Below are 20,735 nucleotides of genomic sequence, written 5' to 3'. Positions count from 1 at the left end.
GCTTCGGGCTGCTGCGCGCGGTGCTGGGGCTGGGGATGGCGCGGAGGCTGAGCGCGCGGCAGACGCTGCGCGTGGGCCGGGTGACGCTGGGGCTGGCGGTGCTGTTGCCGTTCGGGGCGCTCGCGGTGCGGGAGCTGCTGCCGGTGGCGCCGCTCTTCACGTTCGAGCGCTCGCTGGTGCGCTACACCGCGCCGCTGGCGCTCCCGGAGGCGCGGTCCTCGCGGGTCGCGGTGTCGGGGCCCGTTCCGGAGGACGCTGGCGTGCCGGATGCCGTGCCCGCGGTGGCGCTGGGCCTGGGCGTGGGCGCGTTCGGGTTCCTGGCGTGGGAGCTGCGCCGGTACCTGCGCCTGCTGCGGGGACTTGAAGCCCTGCCGCTGCTGCGCCGCGTGGGCCGCGTGCGCGTGGTGCTGGGGGACACGGCAGGGGGCGCGTTCTCCGTGTGGTTCCCGGGTCGGGGCGCGTGGGTCGTGGTGCCCGCTGGGGTGCTGGAGGACGCGGAGGCGTTCCGGCTCACGGTGCGGCACGAGCTGCAACACCACCGGCAGCGCGACACGGTGCTCGCGTATGCGCGGCTCGGCTTCGACAGCGCGTTCTTCTGGAACCCCTTCGCGCGGCTGTTCTCGCGGTGGCTGGCGGACTGTCAGGAGTTCGCCTGCGACGAGGCGCTCGTCACCGGGCCTCGCGTGCCCGCGGAGGCCTATGCGCGGTGCCTGCTCCAGGCGTCGCTGCGCGTGCCGGGCGCCCTCTCCCTTCCCGCCGGAGTCACCGGCATGTCCCACCCCACCGTCAGGAGAATCCACATGCTGTTCGAACCCCGTCCTCGTCGTTCCGGTCGTGCCCTGGGCCTGGTGTTTTCCCTGACGTTGGTGCTCGCGCCGCTGGCGTTGTGGGCGCAGGGCGCGGTGCGGGGCAGGGCGGTGTCGCTCACGGAGGCCCGTGCGCTCGCGGCGGCGGGGCAGAAGGAGGGCGACCTGCCCGTGGTGGTGGACGCGGCGGTGGTGGCGCAGCTCAACCGGTTCGTCACCACGCCGAAGGGGCGCGACTTCATGCGCAAGGCCCTGGTGAACCTCGCGGTGCACCGCGAGGCGCTGGCGGGCACGCTTCGCTCGAAGTCTCTTCCGGAGGGACTGCTCGCGGTGGCGATGGTGGAGTCGGCGGTGAGCAACCTGCCGGAGACGTCGCGCGAGCCGTCGCTGGCGCCGGGGCAGCGGGGCGCGGGTGTGTGGATGTTCATCCCGGAGACGGCGCGCCGCTTCGGCTTGAAGGTGGAGGCCGGGAACGACGAGCGGCTGGACGTGGCGCGTGAGACGGAGGCCGCCGCGGCCCTCTTCCAGGCGCTGCATGCGCGCTACGGGGGGGACTGGCGGCTCGCGCTCGCGGCCTACAACCAGGGTGAGGGCGTGGTGGACCGCGTCCTCAAGGAGACCGGGGTGCGTGACGTGAGCGAGCTGACGCGCACCGGCAAGCTCAACGACTACACCAGCACCGTGCAGGCCGCGGTGTTGCTGCTGCGGAACCCTCACCTGCTCGACTGAGCTCCTCCCGCGCTGGCGTCACCGGGAATGTCTCCGGGGCTCCAGCGTTCGGATGCGTGTTGGCGGCTTTCGCGCGAGGATGCGTCCCACTGCCGGGCCGTCAACGCAGGGGTGGGGAAAAGCCATGAAGATCGTCGCGCTCGTCCGTCCGGCTGGAGAAGTCCCCGAAGCAGCCCAGGTGCTCGCGGCCGCGTCGGGCATGGCCCCGGCGGAGGCCCGCATGCGGCTGGCTCCGGAGCCGCCGGCCCTGCTCGCGCGGCTGGCTCCCGACGCGGCGGATGCGCTGGTGAAGCGGCTCCAGGACGCGGGGCTCGCGGTGCTCGCCATCGACGAAGCGGAGACCGCGGAGCGCGTGACGGCCCGGACCGTGACGTTCGGCGCCACACAGGGGACGTTCACGCCCCGCTCCGGTGCGCCGCTCACGCTGGCCTGGGAGGACGTGACGGTCGTCCTCCGGGGCAACAGCTCCGTGCGCACGCAGAGCGAGCACACCGAGAAGAAGACCTCGGTGGCACTGGGCACGGCGCTCATCACGGGCGGCCTGAAGATGACGAAGACGACGGAGACGAGCGTGCGCGGCTCGCAGGAGGAGACGTCGCAGCAGTTCTTCGTCTTCGACCGCGACGGGCGCGGCGCGGTGATTCCGGAGCTGGGGCTGGACTTCTCGTGCCTGGGGCCCGCGATGCAGCCGTCGCGCACTGCGAACATGGTGGCCCTGTCCAAGCTGTTGCGCGAGCGCGCGCCCACGGCCTTCTACGATGAGCGGCTCTTGCGGCTGGGGCGCAGGCCGCTGCCCTTCGTGCTGGGCGGCGCGGTGCAGATCGTCAGCGGCACCACGTCCCATTCGCGCATCAACACCGCGCAGGGGCTGGACGTGCTCGCGGAAGCCATGCGCCAGGGCGTGGCACGCGGCTACCTTCCCTGACGTTTCGGCGCCGTGCTGGTGATGCCGCAGAGAAGCCATGCGCCAGGGCATGGCGCGGCGTCCTGCCCTGACGTCTCGGCGTTGCTTTGGCACCGCTTCGGAAATGCCATGCGCCAGGGCTTGGCGCCCGGCTTCCTGCCCTGACGTTTCGGTGACGCGCTGGCGCCGCTCTGGTGATGCCGCAGGGCAGCCCTGCGCCAGGGCGTGGCGCGGCTGCCTGCCCTGATGCTCCGGCGATGACTCAGCCGAGCGGCGTGGGCGGCTCCGGCGCGGGCCGGGAGATCCACGCGGCGATGAAGACATCCAGCTCACCGCGCATCACGTCCTTCACGCGCGGGGTTCCGGCGCCGGTGCGCGGGTCTTCCACGCGGGCGCCGCGGCCCAGGAAGTAGCGGCGGGCCTCGTCGGTGCTGGCGCCCTGCCCGGCGACGACGCGCGCGGCGATCCCCTTGAGCTCCTCCAGCTCCCCGGCACCGATGAGCGTCAACATGCGGCCCGTGGCCTCGTCCTTCGCGGTGACCTCGTTGCGCACGCGCTGGAGGTACTCGCCCTCGCGGCTCTTCACCGGACGGCCCTCCAGCACCAGCAGCTCCCGCTCCATCTCCTCCAGCGGCCCGCCCCGGTGCACGCGCACGTAGGCGCGCTGGCGCTTCTCGTCCTCCAGCCGGCGGTGCAGTCCCGCCTCGCCCGCGAGGAAGCCGTACGCCCCGGGCCCGGCGATGCGCACCACCACGCGCGCGGGCGTCTCCGCCTCCGCCACGGCGGTGGCCTCGTAGCCGCGCCGCTGCGCCCAGCCCAGGTACATCGTGGCCAGCTCCTGCACCCACACGTCCTGCTGCTCCGACGTGTCGCTGGCGCAGATGTCCACCAGCGCCTCGTTGTCGAGCGGCGTCGCACCCGAGGCCCGCAGCGCCTCCGCCATCTGGACCTCGCGCGCCACGTCCTCCACCTGCCGCGCCGCGGAGGCGAGCTGAACCTCGTTCTTCGCCTCGCGCACCAGCCGCCGCCCGAAGAGGCATGCGGCCTCCAGGCGCTCCAGCTCGCCAATCTGCGCCTCCACCGTGCGGAAGGCGCGGATGACGTCCGCCGCGTGCAGCGGATCATCCCAGAGGTTCGGTGCCTGCGTCTCCGCCAGCAGCGCGGCGCGGCGCTCCTCCAGCTCCGGCCGTCCCGCGGACTCGGCCAGGGTCCGGGCGCGGCCCACCAGGCGGTCCATCTCGAAGAGCAGGGACTTGCGATCCAACCGGCGCTTCACCGCCGCCGCCTTCGCCGACGGCAGCAGCAGCTGCGCCGTCACTTCGCGGGGCGGCGGGACGGGTTCGGCCACCGCCACCACACGGCCTCCGGGACGGGCCTCCACGCGCACGGGCGTGCCCGGCGGCAGCGGCCGGCGGGCGATCTCCACCGCCAGCGCCGCCGTCAGCGTCTTCTCGATTTCGCGCTGCAGGTAGCGCGCGCCGAACTGCGGCGAATACCCGCGCTCCACCAGCCGGTCCACGACCTCCGGGGTCACCTCCACGTCCAGGGCGCGGGCGCGGATGCCCTCGCGCTCCAGCACGCGGCCCACCTCGCGCTGGGCAATCTTCCGGATGTCCACGCGGGACAGCGGACGGAAGTGGCAGATGGCGTCGAAGCGGTTGAGGAACTCCGGCCGGAAGGCCTCCGCGATGCGGCGGTCCACCTCCGACACCTGCTCCTCGGCGCGCTTGTGCGCGGCGAAGCCCAGGCCCGCCTCGCGGTACACCTCCGAGCCCACGTTGGACGTGGCCACGATGAGCGTGTTGTTGCACGACACCGCTTCGCCCGCGCCGTTGACGAAGGTGCCCTCGTCGAAGAGCTGGAGGAAGCGGTCGTGGACGCTCCGGGCCGCCTTCTCGAACTCGTCCAGCAGCAGCACGGTGAACACCTTGCCGTCGAGCAGCGCGGACAGCTCGCCCCGCCGCGTCTCCAGCGCGGGCGCCCACGACGCGCCGAAGGGAACGCTCTCATCGCCGTCGTTGGGGTAGTCCGCCATGTTGAGGCGCACCAGCCGGTCGGCGGAGCCGAAGAGGTACTCGGCCAGAAGCTTCGCCAGCTGCGTCTTGCCCACGCCCGTGGGGCCGGCGAAGAGGAACACGCCCAGCGGCCGGCGCGGATCATTGAGGCCCGCCTTGAGCAGCGCCACCGAGCGCAGCACCGCGGCCACCGCGTCGTTCTGGCCGAGCAGCCGCTCCCCGAAGAAGCGCTCCGTCTCCTCCAGGTCCAGCGGCATCGCGTCGTCCACGACGAAGCGGGGCAGGCGCGTGGCGGCGCAGAAGCGCGTGAGCACGTCCTCCGGCCCCACGTGGTCGCGCGCCACGCCCGCGGCCTCCGCCGCCGTCTCCTTGAGCAGCTCAATCGCCTTGCGCGGCATGTGCTGCGCGAGCAGGAACTTCGCGGACAGCCGCAGCACCAGGTCGCACGCGGCCGGGTCGATGGGCAGCCGCAGGTCGCGCTCCAGCTCCTCCGCCACGCGGCCGACAATCCACCGCGCCTTGTCGAGCGGCGGCTCGTTGAGGGGCAGCAGGTGGAGCCGTTCGGCCAGGGCCTCGTCGGCGCGCAGCAGCTCCTGCACGCGCTTGGGTTCGGTCTCGAAGATGAAGCGCAGTCCGCCGGTGCGCAGCGCGCGCACGGCCACCGGGGCCAGGGGGCCGCCCAGGGCCACGGGCAGGTCGCGGATGTAGACGATGGGGCAGGGGTGCCGGCCCAGGTGGGTGAGCAGCTCCTCGAAGCTCTCCGCCGCCTGGCGCTGGGTGCTGCGCGCGAGGATGTTGGCGACGGACACCTCCACCAGCCGCGCCTGCGCCAGGTCTCCGTCCACGCGGCCCTCCGCGATGCGGCGAGCCACCTCCTGCACGAGCGCGCTCTTGCCGACGCCGGGCTCGCCCGCCAGCAGGGGGTGCTTGCCTCCCCGCGTCAGCAGGCCCAGCACCTCCGTCACGGCGACATCCACGCCGTACGCCGCGGGCAGCTTGCCCTCGCGCGCCATGGCGGTGAGGTCGCGGTCGATGAGCCGCTCCTGGTCTTCGCTCTTCCTCGTCGCCATGTGGTCCGGAACGCCCCCTCGACGTGCGGCACTCTAACCGTTGCCGCACGGAAGCGAAGTCCCGGCACCCCGGGGGACTCAGGTTTCCAGCTCCGTGTGCCAATAGGCGACGTCCCTCAGGAACTTGCGCCAGGACAGGGGCACGCCCTGTTCGACGAGGAACGACAGGTGCACGGCGTTGGGCAGCTTCTTCGGCCTGGCCGGCAGCGTGAGCAGCGTCAGGCGCGCCTGGGCCGGGGTGCGGTTGCCCTTGCGCTGATTGCAGGGCACGCACGCGATGACGATGTTGTCCCAGCTCGTGACGCCTCCCTGCGCGCGCGGCACCACGTGGTCGTACGTGGCCTCCGGGCGCGTGACCTTGCGGCCGCAGTACTGGCAGCGGCAGTGGTCGCGCTGGTAGACGTTCTCGCGGCTGAAGCGGATGCCGCGCGGGCCCTTCCACAGGGCGCGCACGAAGCGGATGACGGACGGCATGCGCAGCTCCACCGTCACCGAGCGCACGACGCGGTCCTCGTACTCCTCGACCACCTCCACCTTGCCCTGGAAGAGCAGGTGGATGGCGCGCTGCCACGGGATGCGTGCGACGGGTTCATAGGACTGGCTGAGGACCAGCGTTTCCATGACACGGGGCCTTTCGGGACAGGCCGCCAGGGAGTCGAACCCTGCTCGCCCGGATTTGGAATCCAGGCTGCACCCCGTGCGCGGCCTTCAGGTGTGAAGAAGGGGAAACGAGAAGAGGCCGGGGTCCCTCGTCGGGAGCCCGGCCTCCAGGTGCCATGCCGCGTCAGGTGACGGGGCAGGGGACGCTTCAGGAGCCGGGCTGGGGACCGTGGAGGGCCGCGAGGCCACGCCAGCGGTACGCGAAGGGAGCGGAGACCGGCAGGTGCTGGGGATTCATCGGGGCCTGCTTCGTCGCCGGGCGCATGGAGACCGCTCCTCTCGCTGCCGAGGGACGGCGGTGGCGATTCATTCCTGACAGGCCTCCAGGCGGACGTTAGGACTCCGCGCATGAAAGCCATCCGCTACCACCAGGTGGGAGGACCGGAGGTCCTCCGTTGGGAGGACGTGCCGGAGCCCACGCCGGGGCCCGGAGAGGTCCTGCTGCGAGTGCATGCCGCGGGGGTGAACTTCGCGGACACCGAGCGACGCCGGGGGCTGTACGACGCCCACGTCCCGCTGCCGCGCATCCTGGGCAGCGAGGCCGCGGGCATGGTGCGCGCGGTGGGCCCGGGCGTGGACGCGGCGTGGGTGGGGCGGCGGGTGGTGGCCCTGACGAAGCAGGCCTACGCGGAGGCGGCGCTCGCTCCGGTGGCGGGACTGCTCGAACTGCCGCCGGAGGTGTCGTTCGCGGAGGCGGCGGCGCTGCTGGTGCAGGGGCTGACGGCGTACCACGTGGTGCACACCGTGGGGCGGGTGGAGGCGGGGCAGACGGTGCTCGTCCACGCGGCGGCCGGAGGCGTGGGGCTGCTCGCGGTGCAGCTCGCGAAGGCGGCGGGGGCCCGGGTCATCGGTACGGTGTCGGGCGAGGCGAAGGCGAAGCTCGCGCGGGACGTGGGGGCGGACGAGATCATCCGCTACGACCACGAGGACGTCGCGACGCGGGTCCAGGCGTTGACGCAGGGGCGCGGCGTGGAGCGGGTGCTGGACTCGGTGGGCGCGAGCACGTGGAAGGCCAGCATGGAGGCGCTGGCGCCCTTCGGCCACCTGGTGAGCTACGGCAACGCCAGCGGCCCGCCGCCGCACCTGGAGGTGGATTCGCTCTACGCGAAGTCGCTCACCGTGAGTGCCTACTGGCTGCGCACGCCCACACCCCCGGACGTGGAGCGCCGGGCGCGCGAGGCGCTGCTGCAAGAGGTGCTGGCGAAGCGGCTGCGCGTGGTGGTGGGCCTCGCGCTTCCGCTGTCCCAGGCCGAGGAGGCCCACCGTCGGCTGGAAGGCCGGGACACGGTGGGCAAGGTCGTGCTGCTCGGGGCGGAGTGATCAGCGCCGCCCCCTCGGGCCTCAGGGCTTGGGGGCCGGAGCCACCGCCGGTGCCGCTGCCGGCTTGAGGTAGCGGTCGAAGAACTTCCGGGCGCTCTCGTTCACCCGGATCTCGTTCTTCTTCTTCTTGAAGCCGTGGCCCTCGTCGGGGAGGAGGAGGTACTCGACGGGGGTGCCGGTCTTCTTCACGGCGGCGACGATCTCATCCGACTCCGCCTTGGGGACGCGCGGATCATTGGCGCCCTGGATGACGAAGAGCGGCTTGCGGATCTTCTCCGCGTGGAACAGGGGGGAGATCTCCTTGAGCATCGCCTCCTGCTTCTCCGGGTCGCCAATCTCCTGGAACATGGCCTGACGGAAGGCGCCCCACTCCGGCGGCATGCTCTTCAGCGTGCGCAGCCAGTTGGAGATGCCGAAGGCGTCCACGCCCACGTCGAAGGCGTCCGGGTGGAAGGCGAGCGCCGCCAGCACCATGTAGCCGCCGTAGCTGCCGCCGATGATGCCCACGTGCGAGCCGTCCACATACGGCAGGCTCGCCAGGTACTTGCGGGCCTCCACGACGTCGCGCAGCGGCTCCTTGCCGTGCTTCTGATCATCCGCGCGCTGGAACGACTTGCCGTAGCCGGTGCTGCCCCGGTTGTTGATGGCCAGCACCACGTACCCCTGGTTCACCAGGTACTGCATGAAGTCGGCGTAGCCCTTGCTCGTCTGGCTCCCGGGCCCGCCGTGCACCCAGACGAGCGCGGGCGCCTTGTGCTCGGGCGTGGCCTGGTGCGGCTTGAAGAGCAGGTTGGGGATCTCCATCCCGTCGAAGGACTTGAAGCGCACCACCTGCGAGTCCACCAGGTCCTCCGGATCCAGCTCCTTGCTCAGCGTGTCCGTCAGGCGCGTGGCCTTCTTCGTCGCCAGGTCATAGACATACAGGTTCGCGGACGAGCGGTCCCCCTCGTGCAGGAAGGCGAGCTGCTTCTCGCCGCGCGCGAAGACGAGCTCGGAGATCATCCCGTCCGGAAGCTGGGGCAGGACGACCTGGGTGCCCGTCTTCATGTCGTGCAGGCGCACCTCCGTGCCCGCATCCACGTTGAGGATGCTCACGCGATAGGCGCCGGTGCGCGAGAAGGTGGACGCGAAGATGTCCCAGTCCGCCTTCTCCACCTCCTCCAGCTTCGCGCCGTCCTTCGACAGCCGCACCACGCGGGTGAACTCCGAGCCGTCGTCCGTGAGCAGGTACAGCTGCCCGGACGCGGGGTCGACGTCCGCCACCTGATAGCTCGCGGCGCCCTGGTGGGGCGTGAGGTTCTTCAGCGTCTTCGTCGCCACGTCGTAGCGCCACACGTTGCCGTCGGACGTGGTGAGCGCCTCGTCCAGGGCCACCCACGATTCGTCGGGGGCGACGGCGATCACGTTGAAGCCCTTGTCGTTCTGCATCAGCAGCGTGCGGGCGTAGGTCTTCGCGTCATGGCGGTACAGGTCCATGGCGCCTTCGTCGCGCTCGTTGGTGGTGACGTAGAAGGCCGTCTCGTCCTTGCTGAAGCCCAGGAAGTGGGCCACGCCCTTCTTCAGGGGGGTGAGGTCGCGCTCCTTGCCGTCCGGCGTGCGCACGTACACGTGCGTCTGTTCATTGCCGCCCCGGTCGCGCTCGAAGAGGAAGCGGTTGTCACCCGGGAACGCGCCCACCACGCGCATCCCGTCCGTCTTGGAGCGCGTGAGGGCGTCAGACTTGCCGCCGCCCACCGGCACGCTGGCGACGTTGAAGATGCCCGTGGCGTTCGACGAGAAGAGGATCCGCTGCTCGTCAGAGGCGAACACGGGGCCGCTCACCACCGTCGTCCCCATGAACTGCTTCATCGTGTACTGCTTCGAGGGCCGCTGCACGGGCTTCGGCGCGGCGGCCTCCGGCGGGGCGGCCCCCATCAGCAGGGGACTGAGCAGCGTCGCGGCGAGCAGGGGGGGCAGGAACTTCCAGGCGGCCATGCATCCTCCGGGGTTGGCGGAGGCGGGAATCTGTCCCATCTGCCCGGTGGAGGAACAGGAGTGCTTGCGACCCCCCTTCCAGGACCCCGGAAGGGGGGCCCAGAAACCTGACATAAGGCTGTCACTGACAGGGGGGATAAGGGTCGGGTTCCTTCAACGCGGCACAGGAGATTTCGCCATGACGACCCAGACCCAGAACGACGTTCAGAAGACCCCGGGCCAGAACGGCGCGCGCAGCTACAGCGGCGTGCAGACCTACCAGGGCGGCTGCAGCTGTGGCGCCGTGCGTTACGAGGCCGACCTGGACCTCTCCACCGTGGGCCGCTGCAACTGCACGTTCTGCACGAAGTACGGCACGACGGGGGCGATCATCAAGCCGGCCGCCTTCCGGCTGCTGGCGGGCAAGGAGCAGCTGAGCCAGTACGGGCGCGAGGGCACCCCCAACCACCGCTGCTTCTGCAAGCGCTGCGGCGTCCACTGCTTCAGCGAGGGGGACCTTCCCGAACTCGGCGGGGCGTTCTGCTCGGTCAACATCAACACGCTGGATGACGTGGACCCCACCCACCTCACCATCGGGTACTGGGACGGCCGGAACGACAACTGGCAGGCGGGGATGCGTCCTTCGCCGTGGCCCTTCAAGTCCTGAGGGCCACGGCCCGCCGGAAGCGGCTACACGCGGCTCGCGGCGTCGCGGCCCGCGGCGCGGCCGGAGAAGATGCAGCCGCCGAGGAACGTCCCCTCCAGCGCGCGGTAGCCATGGACGCCACCGCCTCCGAAGCCGGCCACCTCGCCCGCCGCGTAGAGCCCGGGGATGGTCTCTCCCTGGGCGTTGAAGACGCGGCCGGCGAGGTCGGTCTCGAAGCCGCCCAGCGTCTTGCGCGTGAGGATGTTCAGCTTCACGCCGATGAGCGGCCCCGACTTGGGGTCGAGGATGGGGTGCAGCTTCGCGGTGCGCACCAGCTGGTCGCCCCGGTAGTTGCGCGCCTGGCGGATGGCGGCGATCTGCAGGTCCTTGCCGAAGGGGTTGGCCAGCTGGCCGTCGCGCGCCAGCACCTCACGCTCCACGGTTGCGTAGTCCAGCAGCGGGGTCTCCGTCTTCGCGTTCATGCCGGCGACCAGGTCGCGCAGGTTCCCGGCGACGACGAAGTCCTCGCCCTTCTCCTTGAACGCCTCCACCGGGCCCATGGCCTTCTTGCCGATGGCGCGGTTGAGCACCCCGCGCCAGTCCTTGCCGGTGAGGTCCGGGTTCTGTTCCGAACCGGAGAGCGCGAACTCCTTCTTGATGATCTGCTGGTTGAGCAGGAACCAGGTGTGTTCATGGCCCGTCTTCATGATGTGCTCGAGCGTCCCCAGCGTGTCGAACCCGGGGTACAGCGGCGGCGGCAGGCGCTTGCCGGTGGCGTCCAGCCACAGCGAGCTGGGGCCCGGCAGGATGCGGATGCCGTGGCGCGGCCAGATGGGGTTCCAGTTGCGCAGCCCCTCCGTGTAGTGCCACATGCGGTCGCGGTTGATGAGCCGTCCGCCCGCCGCCTCGGTGATGGCGATCATCCGGCCGTCCACGTGGTCGGGGACGCCCTGGACCATGAACTTGGGCGCGGTGCCCAGGCTCTTCGGCCAGCTCTTGCGCACGAGCTCGTGGTTGCCACCGATGCCGCCGGACGTGACGATGACCGCCTGCGCGCGCAGCTCGAAGTCGCCCTCCGTCTTGCGGGAGCTGGTGACGCCGCGCGGAACGTCCGTGGCCTCCAGCCGCATGCCGCGCACGCCGACGACGGCGCCCGCGGTGACGAGCAGCTCGTCCACGCGGTGACGGAACAGGAACGTGAGCTTCCCCGCCGCCTCTGCGGCCTTCGCCCGGCGCACGAAGGGCGCCAGCACGCCGGGGCCCGTGCCCCAGGTGACGTGGAAGCGGGGGACGGAGTTGCCGTGGCCCACCGCGCCGTAGCCGCCGCGCTCCGCCCAGCCCACCACGGGGAACCAGGTCATGCCCTGCTGGTGCAGCCAGGAGCGCATCTCGCCCGCGGCGAAGCCGACGAAGGCCTCCGCCCACTTGCGGGGCCAGTGGTCCTCCTCGCGGTCGAAGCCCGCGGTGCCCATCCAGTCCTCCAGGGCCAGCGTGTGCGAGTCCTTGATGCCCATGCGCCGCTGCTCGGGCGAGTCCACCAGGAACAGGCCGCCGAAGGACCAGAACGCCTGCCCGCCCAGGTTCTGCTCACCCTCCTGGTCCACCACGGCGACGCGCTTGCCGGCATCCGCCAGCTCGGTCGCGGCGACGAGGCCCGCGAGCCCGCCGCCCACGACGATGACATCCACTTCCTGTCCCATGCGGTTGCCTCCTGGTGACGCTGCGCGCGCGGATGATAGTCGACCTTCCCCGGCGGACGGTCGCCTCTCTCCCGGGTTGCTTCCCGCGCCCCGGGACTCAGGGCAAGCTGCCTCGCATGGATTCGGACGCAAGGAGCAACACGGGACCGCTGGGCCATGATGCCGCCGCCTATGCCCAACGGCAGGAGGGGCTGTCCCCGGAGCCGCTGCGGGACGCGGCCTGGGTCGTCGCGGGACAGCGCGCATCGGGCGTGGTGCTCGACGTGGGCTCGGGCCAGGGCGGCTGGATCCGCAGGCTGCAACACAACCCGAACATCGACCGCATCCTCAGCACGGACATCCATGACGCGGGGGCCAGCCGCCTGCCCGGCGTGGAGTTCCACCTGGGCGACGTGTCCCGGGACGCGCTGCCCTGCGCGGACGCGTCGGTGGACTGGGTGTTCGCCATCGAGGTGCTGGAGCACCTGGCCAACCCCCGCCACTTCGTGAAGGAGGCCTTCCGGGTGCTGCGTCCGGGTGGGCACCTGTTCATCACCACGCCCAACAATGACAGCCTGACGGCGCGCCTGTCGTTCCTGGTCCGGGGCTACTTCCCCGCGTTCTGCGACCAGGACTACCGGGACTCGGGGCACATCACCCCCATCACGGAACTGGACGCGCGGCGCATGGCGAAGGAGGCGGGCTTCCAGTCCATCGACTTCGACTATCCGTTGCCCGGGCGCATCCCCCGCAGCAGCGTGTACTGGCAGCGCTTCGTGCCCGGGCTGCGCGGCCGGTGGTGGAGTGATGGCCTGTTCGCGCTGCTGACCCGGCCCGTATGAAGAAGAGGCCCCCACCGATGCAACAGCGTTGCGCCTGGGCCGGAGACGACCTGCTCTATCAGGCCTACCATGACGAGGAGTGGGGCGTGCCGCTGCGCGACAGCCGCGCGCTCTGGGAGATGTTGATGCTGGAGGGCTTCCAGGCGGGGCTCGCGTGGATCACCATCCTGCGCAAGCGCGAGGCCTTCCGGAAGGCGTTCCAGGGCTTCGACCCGGCCGTCGTGGCGAGGTTCGGTGAGAAGGACGTCGAACGGATGATGGGCGATGCGGGCATCGTCCGTGCGCGCGCCAAGATTGAGGCGACCATTGGAAACGCCCGCGCGTACCTGGCCATGGCGGAGGCGGGCGAGGACTTCTCCACCTTCGTCTGGACCCGGGCGGGCGGAAAGCCCCTCAAGAACACCTGGACGGGGAAGGGCGACGTGCCGGCGAAGACGGCGCTGTCGGAGGACTTCTCCAAGGCCTTCAAGCAGCGCGGCTTCAAGTTCGTGGGGCCGGTCATCGTCTATGCGTGGATGCAGGCGACGGGCCTCGTGGATGACCACGTGGTCGGCTGCTTCCGGCACGGCGCGCGGCACCGTTGAGCGACGGACGGGTGGACCTGACACGGGTTCGCTTGGTTTAACGACCCGCATGCGCCTGCCCTGGGGTCCTGTCGTCGCGATGTGCCTGCTGTCGTGGGGAGCCTGGGCCGAAGCCACCCCGACCCCGCCCGTCCCGCGCTTCGAGCGCGGCGCCTGCCCCGTGGAGGTCGTCCCCGGGGAGCGCATCGACTGCGGCCTGCTGGTGGTGCCCGAGAACCGGCACAAGGCGGACAGCCGCTCCATCCGCCTTCCCGTGATGATCTTCCGGAGCCGCGCCGCGAAGCCCGCGACCGACCCGGTGCTGTTCATGCCCGGAGGCCCCGGGGGCAGCGCGGTCCAGCACCGGACCTCCGGCAAGGGCAACCCGTTCCTGGACGAGCGCGACTACATCCTGCTGGAGCAGCGCGGCGCCAAGTTCGCGCAGCCGGCGCTCGAGTGTCCCGAGATCAATGCCCTCAAGGGGGAGCAGGCCGCGGGCCGGTTGCGCGGGCCGGCGGCGACCGCCGCGCTGTCGAAGGCCCTGGGACGCTGCCGTGAGACGCTGACCTCCGCGGGCGTGGACCTGGACGGCTACACCACCGAAGCCACCGCGGACGACATCGAGGATCTCCGCAAGCTGCTGCAATTGAAGACGTGGAACCTCTTCGGCATGTCGTACAGCACGCGGCTGATGTTGACGGTGCTGCGTCGGCATCCCACCGGTGTCCGCAGCGTGCTCCTGGATTCGGTGCTGCCACCGGAGGTGAACTTCGACGAGGTCGCGGGGGTCAACCTGCTTCGCTCACTCCACCTGGTGTTCGACGGGTGTGCCGTGGACCGCGAATGCGGGGCGCTGTATCCGGACCTGCCCGCACGCTTCGCGAAGCTGGTGGCCACCGCGGACCGCCGTCCCCTGGCGCTCAAGCTGGACGCCGCGGCGACGGGGGGCAAACCCGTGGAGGTCCGGGGCGCGCAGGTGGTGGAGGCGCTCTATTCGGCGCTGCATGACCCCGCTGCGATTCCCCTCATCCCGAGGATCATTGGAGACGCGTCGGAGGGCCGCTTCGAACGCCTGACGCGGCTGGTACAGGACAACCAGGGGCCGTCGTCGTTCGCCTTTGGCCTGCGCTACTCGGTGTGGTGCGCGGAGGAGCTTCCCTTCGAGAACCCGGCCCGAATGGCCGCGCAGCGCGCTGCCTCTCTGGGGCTTGGTGGCGTGGACGAGGCGGCGGCCTCGCCCGAGGAGTGCCGCGCCTGGAACGTCACCGCCGCCCCGCCCGTGGAGAACACGCCAGTGACGAGCAACGTGCCCACGCTCATCTTCGCGGGAGAGTTCGACCCGGACACGCCGCCGGAGTGGAGCCGCCGGCTGCTCTCGGCCATGCCCCAGGCGTACTCCGTGGAGATGCGGGGCCGCAGCCACGGCGCCTCGTTCCACCCGTGCGGCCTGGGCATCGCCATGGCCTTCCTGCGCGACCCCACGCGTGCCCCCGCCGTCGACTGCGCGCTCAAGCTGCGCGGTGCGGACTTCTCGCTGAGCGCACACCCCGCAAACTGAAGAACCCCCCGCTGTAGCCACCTGGAGACATGGAATGCGCATCAACCTGACGAGCGTGATGGTGGACGACCAGGCCAAGGCCCAGAAGTTCTACACGGAGGTGCTGGGCTTCGTGACGAAGGTGGACATCCCCGTGGGGGAGTACCGCTGGCTCACCGTCGTGTCGCCCGACCAGCAGGAAGGCACCCAGCTCCTCCTGGAGCCCCTGGGCCTGCCCGCCGCCCGCGTCTACCAGAAGGCCCTGTTCGACGCGGGCATCCCGCTGGCGTCGTTCGCCGTCGATGACTGTCATGCGGAATATGAGCGGATGCTGAAGCTGGGCGTGGTGTTCCGGGGCAAGCCCGAGCTGATGGGGCCCATCACCGCCGTCGTGTTCGAGGACACCTGCGGCAACCTCATCCAGATGGCCCAGGTCTGACTCCCCCTGGCTTGATGTGTCTCCAGGCTTCCGATGTATGCTGGGCTTTCTCAGCTGCACCAGAGGGGGACATCATCATGCGGATTCAACCGAAGCTTCCGCCACCGGAGCCTCGCAAGGCGCTCGCGCCGGCGGGAAATGCTCCAGGGCGCACGGCGGGCAATACCGCCACCACCACGACCTCCGGCGCCCCCGCGCGCCGGGCGGGTTTCTCCGAACAGAGTGCGTTCGTCGGCAAGTCGCCTGACCTGACGGCCACGTTCCAGCGTGAGTTCGGGGCGCTGGCGTCGGACAAGGAGAAGTTCCACGACACGATGCGCACCGTGTACGGGGAGGGCTACAACGCCGCGCAGGCTGAACAGTTCCGGCAGCAGGCGCAGAAGGGGGATTTCGGCTGGCTGCCCCCGGTGAAGCTCGTCTCCGCGGAGACGCTCCAGGGGGCCAACGGCGCGTATGACGCCGAGTCCGGCACGGTGTTGATCAACGAGTCGTTGGATCCGTCCCTCGCGGCCTCCACCTTCGTGGAGGAGGCGGGCCACCACCTGGACACGAAGCTCAACGCCCAGGACACGCAGGGCGACGAGGGCGAGCTGTTCCGCCGCGTCATGTCCGGCGAGAAGCTGTCCCCCAAGCAGGTGGCGGACATCCGCGCGGAGAATGACAAGGGCATCATCCGCATCGACGGCAAGGACAAGGAAGTCGAGTTCTGGAACCCGTTCAAGGCGATCGGCGACGCGGTCTCCACCGTGGCGAAGGCCGTCGGTGGCGCTGTCAGCACCGCGGTGAACGCGGTGGGCAGCGCGGTCAGCACCGCGGTGAAGGCCGTGGGGAGCGCGGCCAGCGCTGTGGGTGGCGCCATCAGCACCGCGGCGAAGGCCGTGGGCGGCGCGGTGAAGACGGTGGCCGTGCGCGTGTTCGACGGCGTTCGCAGCATGGCGACGGGCCTCGTCAGCGCCGCGAAGGGCGCGGTGCGCAACATCGGGGAAGGGATCGGGACCTTCTTCGGCGGCATCGGGAAGCTCTTCCAGGGGAAGTTCGGGGAAGGCTTCAAACAGATGGGACTGGGGCTGCTGAAGACGTTCGTGCAGACGCCCGTGGATGCCTTCCTGATGCTCGCGGGCCGCACGATCAGCGGCATCCAGACGCTGGTGGGCCTGGAGCCTCCGGCGCGCAAGCTCAGCTCCACGGAGATCGAAACCCTGCGCAAGGTGTACGGGGACACCATCGACTACTCGGCCATGCGCATCAAGGAAGGCAGCTCCGGGCTGTTCAGCACCACCGGGCGCGCGTTCACCCACGGGGACACCATCTACATCCCGCCGGAGAACATGCCGCTGACCCCGGACCTGCTGGTGCATGAGTCGGCGCACGTCTGGCAGCACCAGAACGGCGGCACGGACTACATGAGCGAGGCGCTCGTGGCCCAGTACGTCGGGGATGGCTACGACTTCGAGAAGGGCCTGGACGCGGGCAAGCCCTGGAACGAGCTGAACCCGGAGCAGCAGGCGGAGTTCCTGCAGCAGGCCCAGCTCGCGGGGTTCTTCGACAACCCCGGCGCGGGCTTCCACTACAACGGCAAGGACTACACCTCCCAGTTGAACGACGCGCTCGCGCAGGTGCGGGCCGGCAAGGGAGCGCCCTAGCCCATGAAGTCGCCGCGGGGTGCCGGTCCGTGGTGGTGCTCGGCCCTGTTGCTGCTGCTGCTCACGGCCTGCCGCCCGGTCCTCCAGGTGTCGCTGGCGGCGGGAGCGCAGCAACTGCCCGCCCCTCGCTTCGAGGTGGAGGACCCCGAGCACCCGGACCGTCCCCGCTACAACACCGTCCAGGTGTTGGACCGGGGCGGAGCGCTCTTCTGGCACCTGCGGGCGGAACCGTTCGGCGACCTCAACAGCGTGGGGTCGCTGACCTACGGGGAGCCTCCCTCGGGGTTCATCGCGGTGGAGGAGCCCCGGGCGCTCCAACCCGGGGGGCGCTATGCGCTCTTCGTGGTGGGCAAGAACCGGGGAACCCTCCACTTCGACGTGGACGCGGAGGGCCACGTCACCGCTGTTCCTCCGTGACGCCCCGTGGGCGTCGCGGGATGATCGCTCGAACCCGCGCCGGTGGGAGGCCTCTCCGACCGGCGCGCTTCGTGTGAGGAGCACCGCTTGAGTCGCGTCCCGACCGTGGAGGAATGGCTTGCCCGACTCGCCTCGCGCGATGCCGGGGCGCGGGAGGAGGCGCTGGAGGCCCTGGGCGAGTCGCTGGGCACCGGGGACGCGGATGCGCGGGAGCGGACCGCGCGGGCGCTGCTGGAAGAGCTGGGCCGGTCCGGGTCCAAGGTCGTCGGACCCCTCCTGGCCCTGTTGCAGGCCTGCTGGTGGCCTCCGCAGCCAGGCCTCATTGCCACCGCCGTCCAGGCCGTCCTGGAAGCGGTGACGCGGGTGGAGGCGGAAGGGGCGGACGTGGAGCACGCGGCGCAGGTGCTGGCCCACGTGTGCCGCGTGGACCCCTCGCAGCTCTCTGTCCTGGAGGGCGCGTTCGGACATCCGCAGGCGTCGGTGCGGAGCGCCATGGCGCGCGTGGTGGGGCGCGTGGGGCAGCCCGCGCTGCCGTGGTTGCCCAGGCTGTTCGCCCTGCTGGAGGACGAGGAGCCGGTGGCCATCGCGGCCGTGGAGTCATTGGGGTCACTCGCCCCGCTGGCGCCGGACGTCGCCGCGCCCCTCCTGGTGGAGCAGGTGCGGAAGGCGGAAGGCGCGCGGCTCTACCTGGCCATCCTGTCGCTGCGAAGTCTGGTGGAGGAGCGTCGCCGGAATGGCCAGTCCCTGCCCAGGCTGCCCGACCTGGAGCCCGCGCTGCTGCGCACGCTGGAGGAGCCGGAGCCGCCCAGCCGCTTGGAGGCGGTGGCCCTGCTGGGGCTGACCGGTCCCGCGTCACCGGAGGCGCTCACGGCCCTGCGGGACTCGCTGAAGGACCCGAGTCCTTTCGTGGCGGCCCACGCCGCCGTGGCGCTGCTGCGTCTGGGGGCGCCACCGGCGGAGGCCCTCTTCCTCCTGAAAGGCCAGCTCGGCCCGGCGGCGGCGCCCGAGCTCCAGGGCGCCGCGCTGTCCGCGTTGACGGAGGTGGAGCCCTCCACCCTGTTCCGCGCGAAGGGCATGCTGGAGTCGGTGGTCCGCGATTCGACCGGGCCGACCCGTGATGCCCTCCGCGAGCTGCTGGATTCACTCGGCTGAGCAGTGGCTCAGTTGCCGGCGTAGGCGGACATGTTGCTGCCGGGGTAGCCGCCGGTTCCGGACCAGGTGGAGGGCAGCGTCGTCAGGCCCGGCTGCACCTTGTAGGAGCCGGTGCCGCTGGTGTGGCGCCAGTAGATGTCGCCCCCGCCCGTGGGGCTGAGGACGGCAATCCAGTACGTCGTGCCGGACGTCACCGCCTGGGACGTGATGGTGCAGCCGTTCCACGCGCCGGGCGTGACGGTCGCGACGGTGCAGCCGCGCAGCTGCGCGCCGGGCGTCCCGCTCCCATTCGCATACAGGCCCAGGTGGAGCGTGGTGGCCGTCGTCTGTGCATCCACATAGAGGTTCAGCCGCGTGACGTTGCCGGTGGCGCTCGCCACGTAGCTGAACGCCGCCGCGACGCCCGCGTTCTCGAAGTCGGACGTCGTCAATACGGTGCTGTTCCCGACGAGGGCGGTGGGCGCGGCGGGGGTCGTCGCGCTGGCGTTGGCCGTGAAGGCCGAGCTTCCCGCGGCGTTGGTGGCCCGGACCCGGTACCAGTAGCGCGTGCTCGCGGCCCGGCCCGTGTCACTGAACGTCGTCACGTTGGCGCCCGGCGTCCCGACCTGGGCGAAGGTGCCCGGGGCCCCGGAGACGTCCGGCGCCCGCTCCACCTGGAAGCCGCTCTCGTTGGTCGAAGCATCGGTCCACGCCAGGTTGATCTGCGCCGACGACACCGCCGTGGCCGTCAGGCCCGTGGGCGCCGCGGGCACGGTGGTGGCGCTGCTCACGGTGATGGAGACCGTGGCGGAGTTGGTGCTGGCGGCGGGGTTGCCATTGTCCACGGCCACGGCGCGCACCGTGTGGCTTCCCAGGGAGGGATTGCTCCAGGTGCAGCCGTAGGGGCTGGTGGTGCTGGAGCAGATGAGCGACGTGCCGTCCGCGTAGAAGTCCACCCGCGCGATGCTCCGGCCGTACCCCGCGGTGGCGGTCGCGGCCAGCGGCACGGAGGCCGGCGACGTGTACGTGGCGTTGGCGGTGGGCGAGGTGAGGCTCACCGTGGGCGGGTTGGACAGCGTGAGGGGCAACGCGGCGGACGTGGTGGCCTGGAGCGTGTCGTCGGTGGCCTTCGCCGTCACGCTGTGCGCGCCATCCTGGAGCGAGCTGACCCCGCAGCTCACGGACGTCGTGGAGGGTGCATTCACGGTGCAGAGCAGCGTCGTGCCGTTGTCGAAGAACTCGACCTTCGTGAGCGTGCGGCCCGGGCCCGCCGTGGCGGTGGCCTGGAGGTTCAGGTTGGCGGGCGCGGTGAAGTTGGCGTTGGCGGCCGGCTGGGTGATGGACACCGTCGGCGCGGTGGAGCTGCCCGCGGAGAGGCCGTACATCGAAGCGCTGGACGCGCCCGTGTACACGGTGGAGGTGCCGAACGTGGGTCCCGGCAGCGCGGAGAGTCCCGTGGGGGAGTAGCGCATGGAGCCGGTGGGCAGGTCCATGTAGCGGAACACGCCGCCCCCGTTCGCGCCCAGCAGGGCCAGCCAGTAGACGGTGCCCGACGTGAGCGTCACCTGCGGCGCGGCGGTGCAGCCGTACCACTGGCCTGTCACCAGGGGCAGCGGATCCACCACGGTGGTGGTGCAGGAGGAGAGCAGGGTGCCCGGAGCGCCCGAGGCATCGCTGTACACGCCGATGGACAGCGAGGCGTTGGCATTGCCCGGCGCCGCGAAGACCTTGAGCGTCCCCAGCGTCCCCGTCGCGACGGCGGTGTACTGGAAGGCGTTCACCGAGCCGCCGTTGTCGGAGTCGTTCTGGGTCCCCACGGTGTCGACGCCCACCAGCCGCACGCCGCCCGCGGAGGCGCTCACCGTGAAGCTCACCGGCGCGGAGCTGGTGACGAGCGCCGGGCTGCCATTGTCCGTCGCGCGGGCAAAAACATTGGAGTACGTGCCGGCCGTCGCGTTCCACGTGCAGCCCGTGCCGGTGGTCGTGAAGCAGAGCGACGTGGTGCCCTGGAAGAACTCCACGCGCGTGAGGGTCCGCCCCGCGCCCGCGCTGGCGGACGCGCTGAGGGTCGTGGGCCCCGTGGGCAGCGTGGCGCCGGAGGTGGGGCTCAGGATGCTGACCGTGGGCGGGCCGGCGACCGTGATGGCCACCGACGCGGAGCCGCTCTCGCCCAGGTTGTCCACCGCCTCCGCGCTCACGGTGTGGCTGCCATTGCCCAGGGGGCTCGTGGCCGTGCAGGTGACGGGGTTGGAGACCGGCGCGTTCACGGTGCAGAGCACGGTGGCGCCCGCGCGGAACGTGACGCTGGCGAGCGTGCGGCCCGTGGTGGCCGCGGCCGTGGCGCCCAGGCTGAGCGTCGCGGGCGCGGTGAAGTTCTGCCC

At 71.1% G+C, this 20,735-nt stretch carries 16 protein-coding genes; 11 read left to right on the top strand and 5 right to left on the bottom strand.

The window, feature by feature from the left end:
* Together D7V93_RS13020 and D7V93_RS13015 are read left to right on the top strand one after the other, a co-directional pair.
* Nucleotides 1-1,535 (top strand): transglycosylase SLT domain-containing protein (locus D7V93_RS13020; RefSeq protein ID WP_120643712.1); only part of this gene is annotated, 1,535 nt, incomplete at its 5' end.
* Between the two features lie 124 nt (nt 1,536-1,659).
* Nucleotides 1,660-2,460: a hypothetical protein gene (locus D7V93_RS13015; RefSeq protein WP_120643711.1), complete on the top strand. Its 801-nt coding sequence runs from the start codon at nt 1,660-1,662 to the stop codon at nt 2,458-2,460.
* A 241-nt stretch (nt 2,461-2,701) separates the two neighbouring features.
* On the opposite strand, the gene D7V93_RS13010 is transcribed toward D7V93_RS13015, so the two are convergent.
* Nucleotides 2,702-5,524 (bottom strand): AAA family ATPase, encoded by a 2,823-nt coding sequence (locus D7V93_RS13010; RefSeq protein ID WP_120643710.1) that lies wholly within the window; start codon nt 5,522-5,524, stop codon nt 2,702-2,704.
* A 78-nt stretch (nt 5,525-5,602) separates the two neighbouring features.
* Nucleotides 5,603-6,145, bottom strand: coding sequence for an HNH endonuclease (locus D7V93_RS13005; RefSeq protein WP_120615653.1), 543 nt, complete (start codon nt 6,143-6,145; stop codon nt 5,603-5,605).
* A 387-nt stretch (nt 6,146-6,532) separates the two neighbouring features.
* Here D7V93_RS13005 and D7V93_RS13000 point away from each other — a divergent pair, with 387 nt between their 5' ends.
* The gene (locus D7V93_RS13000) at nt 6,533-7,504 is read left to right on the top strand and encodes a quinone oxidoreductase family protein (RefSeq protein ID WP_120643709.1); all 972 of its coding nucleotides are present in this window, start codon (nt 6,533-6,535) and stop codon (nt 7,502-7,504) included.
* A gap of 21 nt (nt 7,505-7,525) precedes the next feature.
* Here D7V93_RS13000 and D7V93_RS12995 read toward each other — a convergent pair whose 3' ends face one another.
* Complete coding sequence (locus D7V93_RS12995) at nt 7,526-9,478, bottom strand: S9 family peptidase (protein ID WP_120643708.1); 1,953 nt, start codon at nt 9,476-9,478, stop codon at nt 7,526-7,528.
* A gap of 178 nt (nt 9,479-9,656) precedes the next feature.
* Here D7V93_RS12995 and D7V93_RS12990 point away from each other — a divergent pair, with 178 nt between their 5' ends.
* The gene (locus D7V93_RS12990; protein ID WP_120643707.1) at nt 9,657-10,124 is read left to right on the top strand and encodes a GFA family protein; all 468 of its coding nucleotides are present in this window, start codon (nt 9,657-9,659) and stop codon (nt 10,122-10,124) included.
* Nucleotides 10,125-10,147: 23 nt separating this feature from the next.
* Here D7V93_RS12990 and D7V93_RS12985 read toward each other — a convergent pair whose 3' ends face one another.
* Nucleotides 10,148-11,803, bottom strand: coding sequence for an FAD-binding dehydrogenase (locus D7V93_RS12985; RefSeq protein ID WP_120643706.1), 1,656 nt, complete (start codon nt 11,801-11,803; stop codon nt 10,148-10,150).
* Between the two features lie 116 nt (nt 11,804-11,919).
* Between D7V93_RS12985 and D7V93_RS12980 the strand changes: the two genes are divergently transcribed.
* The 7 genes from D7V93_RS12980 (at nt 11,920) to D7V93_RS12950 (ending at nt 18,375) form a co-directional block, all read left to right on the top strand.
* Nucleotides 11,920-12,624 carry a class I SAM-dependent methyltransferase gene (locus tag D7V93_RS12980; protein WP_158623728.1) on the top strand — a complete coding sequence of 235 codons (705 nt, stop codon included), beginning with the start codon at nt 11,920-11,922 and terminating at the stop codon, nt 12,622-12,624.
* Nucleotides 12,625-12,641: 17 nt separating this feature from the next.
* Nucleotides 12,642-13,208, top strand: coding sequence for a DNA-3-methyladenine glycosylase I (locus D7V93_RS12975; protein WP_120643704.1), 567 nt, complete (start codon nt 12,642-12,644; stop codon nt 13,206-13,208).
* Between the two features lie 49 nt (nt 13,209-13,257).
* On the top strand, nt 13,258-14,745 hold the full coding sequence (locus tag D7V93_RS12970; RefSeq protein ID WP_158623727.1) for an alpha/beta fold hydrolase: 1,488 nt from the start codon (nt 13,258-13,260) through the stop codon (nt 14,743-14,745).
* 34 nt (nt 14,746-14,779) lie between these two features.
* A complete protein-coding gene (locus D7V93_RS12965) occupies nt 14,780-15,163 on the top strand; it encodes a VOC family protein (protein ID WP_120643702.1) in 384 nt (127 codons plus the stop codon).
* Between the two features lie 77 nt (nt 15,164-15,240).
* The gene (locus tag D7V93_RS12960; protein WP_120643701.1) at nt 15,241-16,806 is read left to right on the top strand and encodes a hypothetical protein; all 1,566 of its coding nucleotides are present in this window, start codon (nt 15,241-15,243) and stop codon (nt 16,804-16,806) included.
* A gap of 3 nt (nt 16,807-16,809) precedes the next feature.
* Complete coding sequence (locus tag D7V93_RS12955) at nt 16,810-17,223, top strand: hypothetical protein (protein ID WP_120643700.1); 414 nt, start codon at nt 16,810-16,812, stop codon at nt 17,221-17,223.
* An 87-nt stretch (nt 17,224-17,310) separates the two neighbouring features.
* A complete protein-coding gene (locus D7V93_RS12950; protein ID WP_147451156.1) occupies nt 17,311-18,375 on the top strand; it encodes a HEAT repeat domain-containing protein in 1,065 nt (354 codons plus the stop codon).
* An 8-nt stretch (nt 18,376-18,383) separates the two neighbouring features.
* On the opposite strand, the gene D7V93_RS44890 is transcribed toward D7V93_RS12950, so the two are convergent.
* Nucleotides 18,384-20,735 (bottom strand): Ig-like domain-containing protein (locus D7V93_RS44890; RefSeq protein WP_244237278.1); only part of this gene is annotated, 2,352 nt, incomplete at its 5' end.

Source organism: Corallococcus llansteffanensis (genome assembly GCF_003612055.1).
GTDB classification, from domain to species: domain Bacteria; phylum Myxococcota; class Myxococcia; order Myxococcales; family Myxococcaceae; genus Corallococcus; species Corallococcus llansteffanensis.
The sequence above is the reverse complement of the archived record's forward strand: the minus strand, read 5'-3'. Positions and strand labels throughout refer to the sequence as shown.

Bases quoted from the DNA above. Each gene is read 5' to 3' on its own strand.
- D7V93_RS12970 (WP_158623727.1), top strand. From the start codon at position 13,258: ATGCGCCTGCCCTGGGGTCCTGTCGTCGCGATGTGCCTGCTGTCGTGG.
- D7V93_RS13005 (WP_120615653.1), bottom strand. From the start codon at position 6,145: ATGGAAACGCTGGTCCTCAGCCAGTCCTATGAACCCGTCGCACGCATC.
- D7V93_RS12955 (WP_120643700.1), top strand. From the start codon at position 16,810: ATGAAGTCGCCGCGGGGTGCCGGTCCGTGGTGGTGCTCGGCCCTGTTG.
- D7V93_RS13010 (WP_120643710.1), bottom strand. From the start codon at position 5,524: ATGGCGACGAGGAAGAGCGAAGACCAGGAGCGGCTCATCGACCGCGAC.
- D7V93_RS12975 (WP_120643704.1), top strand. From the start codon at position 12,642: ATGCAACAGCGTTGCGCCTGGGCCGGAGACGACCTGCTCTATCAGGCC.
- D7V93_RS12990 (WP_120643707.1), top strand. From the start codon at position 9,657: ATGACGACCCAGACCCAGAACGACGTTCAGAAGACCCCGGGCCAGAAC.
- D7V93_RS12980 (WP_158623728.1), top strand. From the start codon at position 11,920: ATGGATTCGGACGCAAGGAGCAACACGGGACCGCTGGGCCATGATGCC.
- D7V93_RS13000 (WP_120643709.1), top strand. From the start codon at position 6,533: ATGAAAGCCATCCGCTACCACCAGGTGGGAGGACCGGAGGTCCTCCGT.
- D7V93_RS12965 (WP_120643702.1), top strand. From the start codon at position 14,780: ATGCGCATCAACCTGACGAGCGTGATGGTGGACGACCAGGCCAAGGCC.
- D7V93_RS12985 (WP_120643706.1), bottom strand. From the start codon at position 11,803: ATGGGACAGGAAGTGGATGTCATCGTCGTGGGCGGCGGGCTCGCGGGC.
- D7V93_RS12960 (WP_120643701.1), top strand. From the start codon at position 15,241: ATGCGGATTCAACCGAAGCTTCCGCCACCGGAGCCTCGCAAGGCGCTC.
- D7V93_RS13015 (WP_120643711.1), top strand. From the start codon at position 1,660: ATGAAGATCGTCGCGCTCGTCCGTCCGGCTGGAGAAGTCCCCGAAGCA.
- D7V93_RS12995 (WP_120643708.1), bottom strand. From the start codon at position 9,478: ATGGCCGCCTGGAAGTTCCTGCCCCCCCTGCTCGCCGCGACGCTGCTC.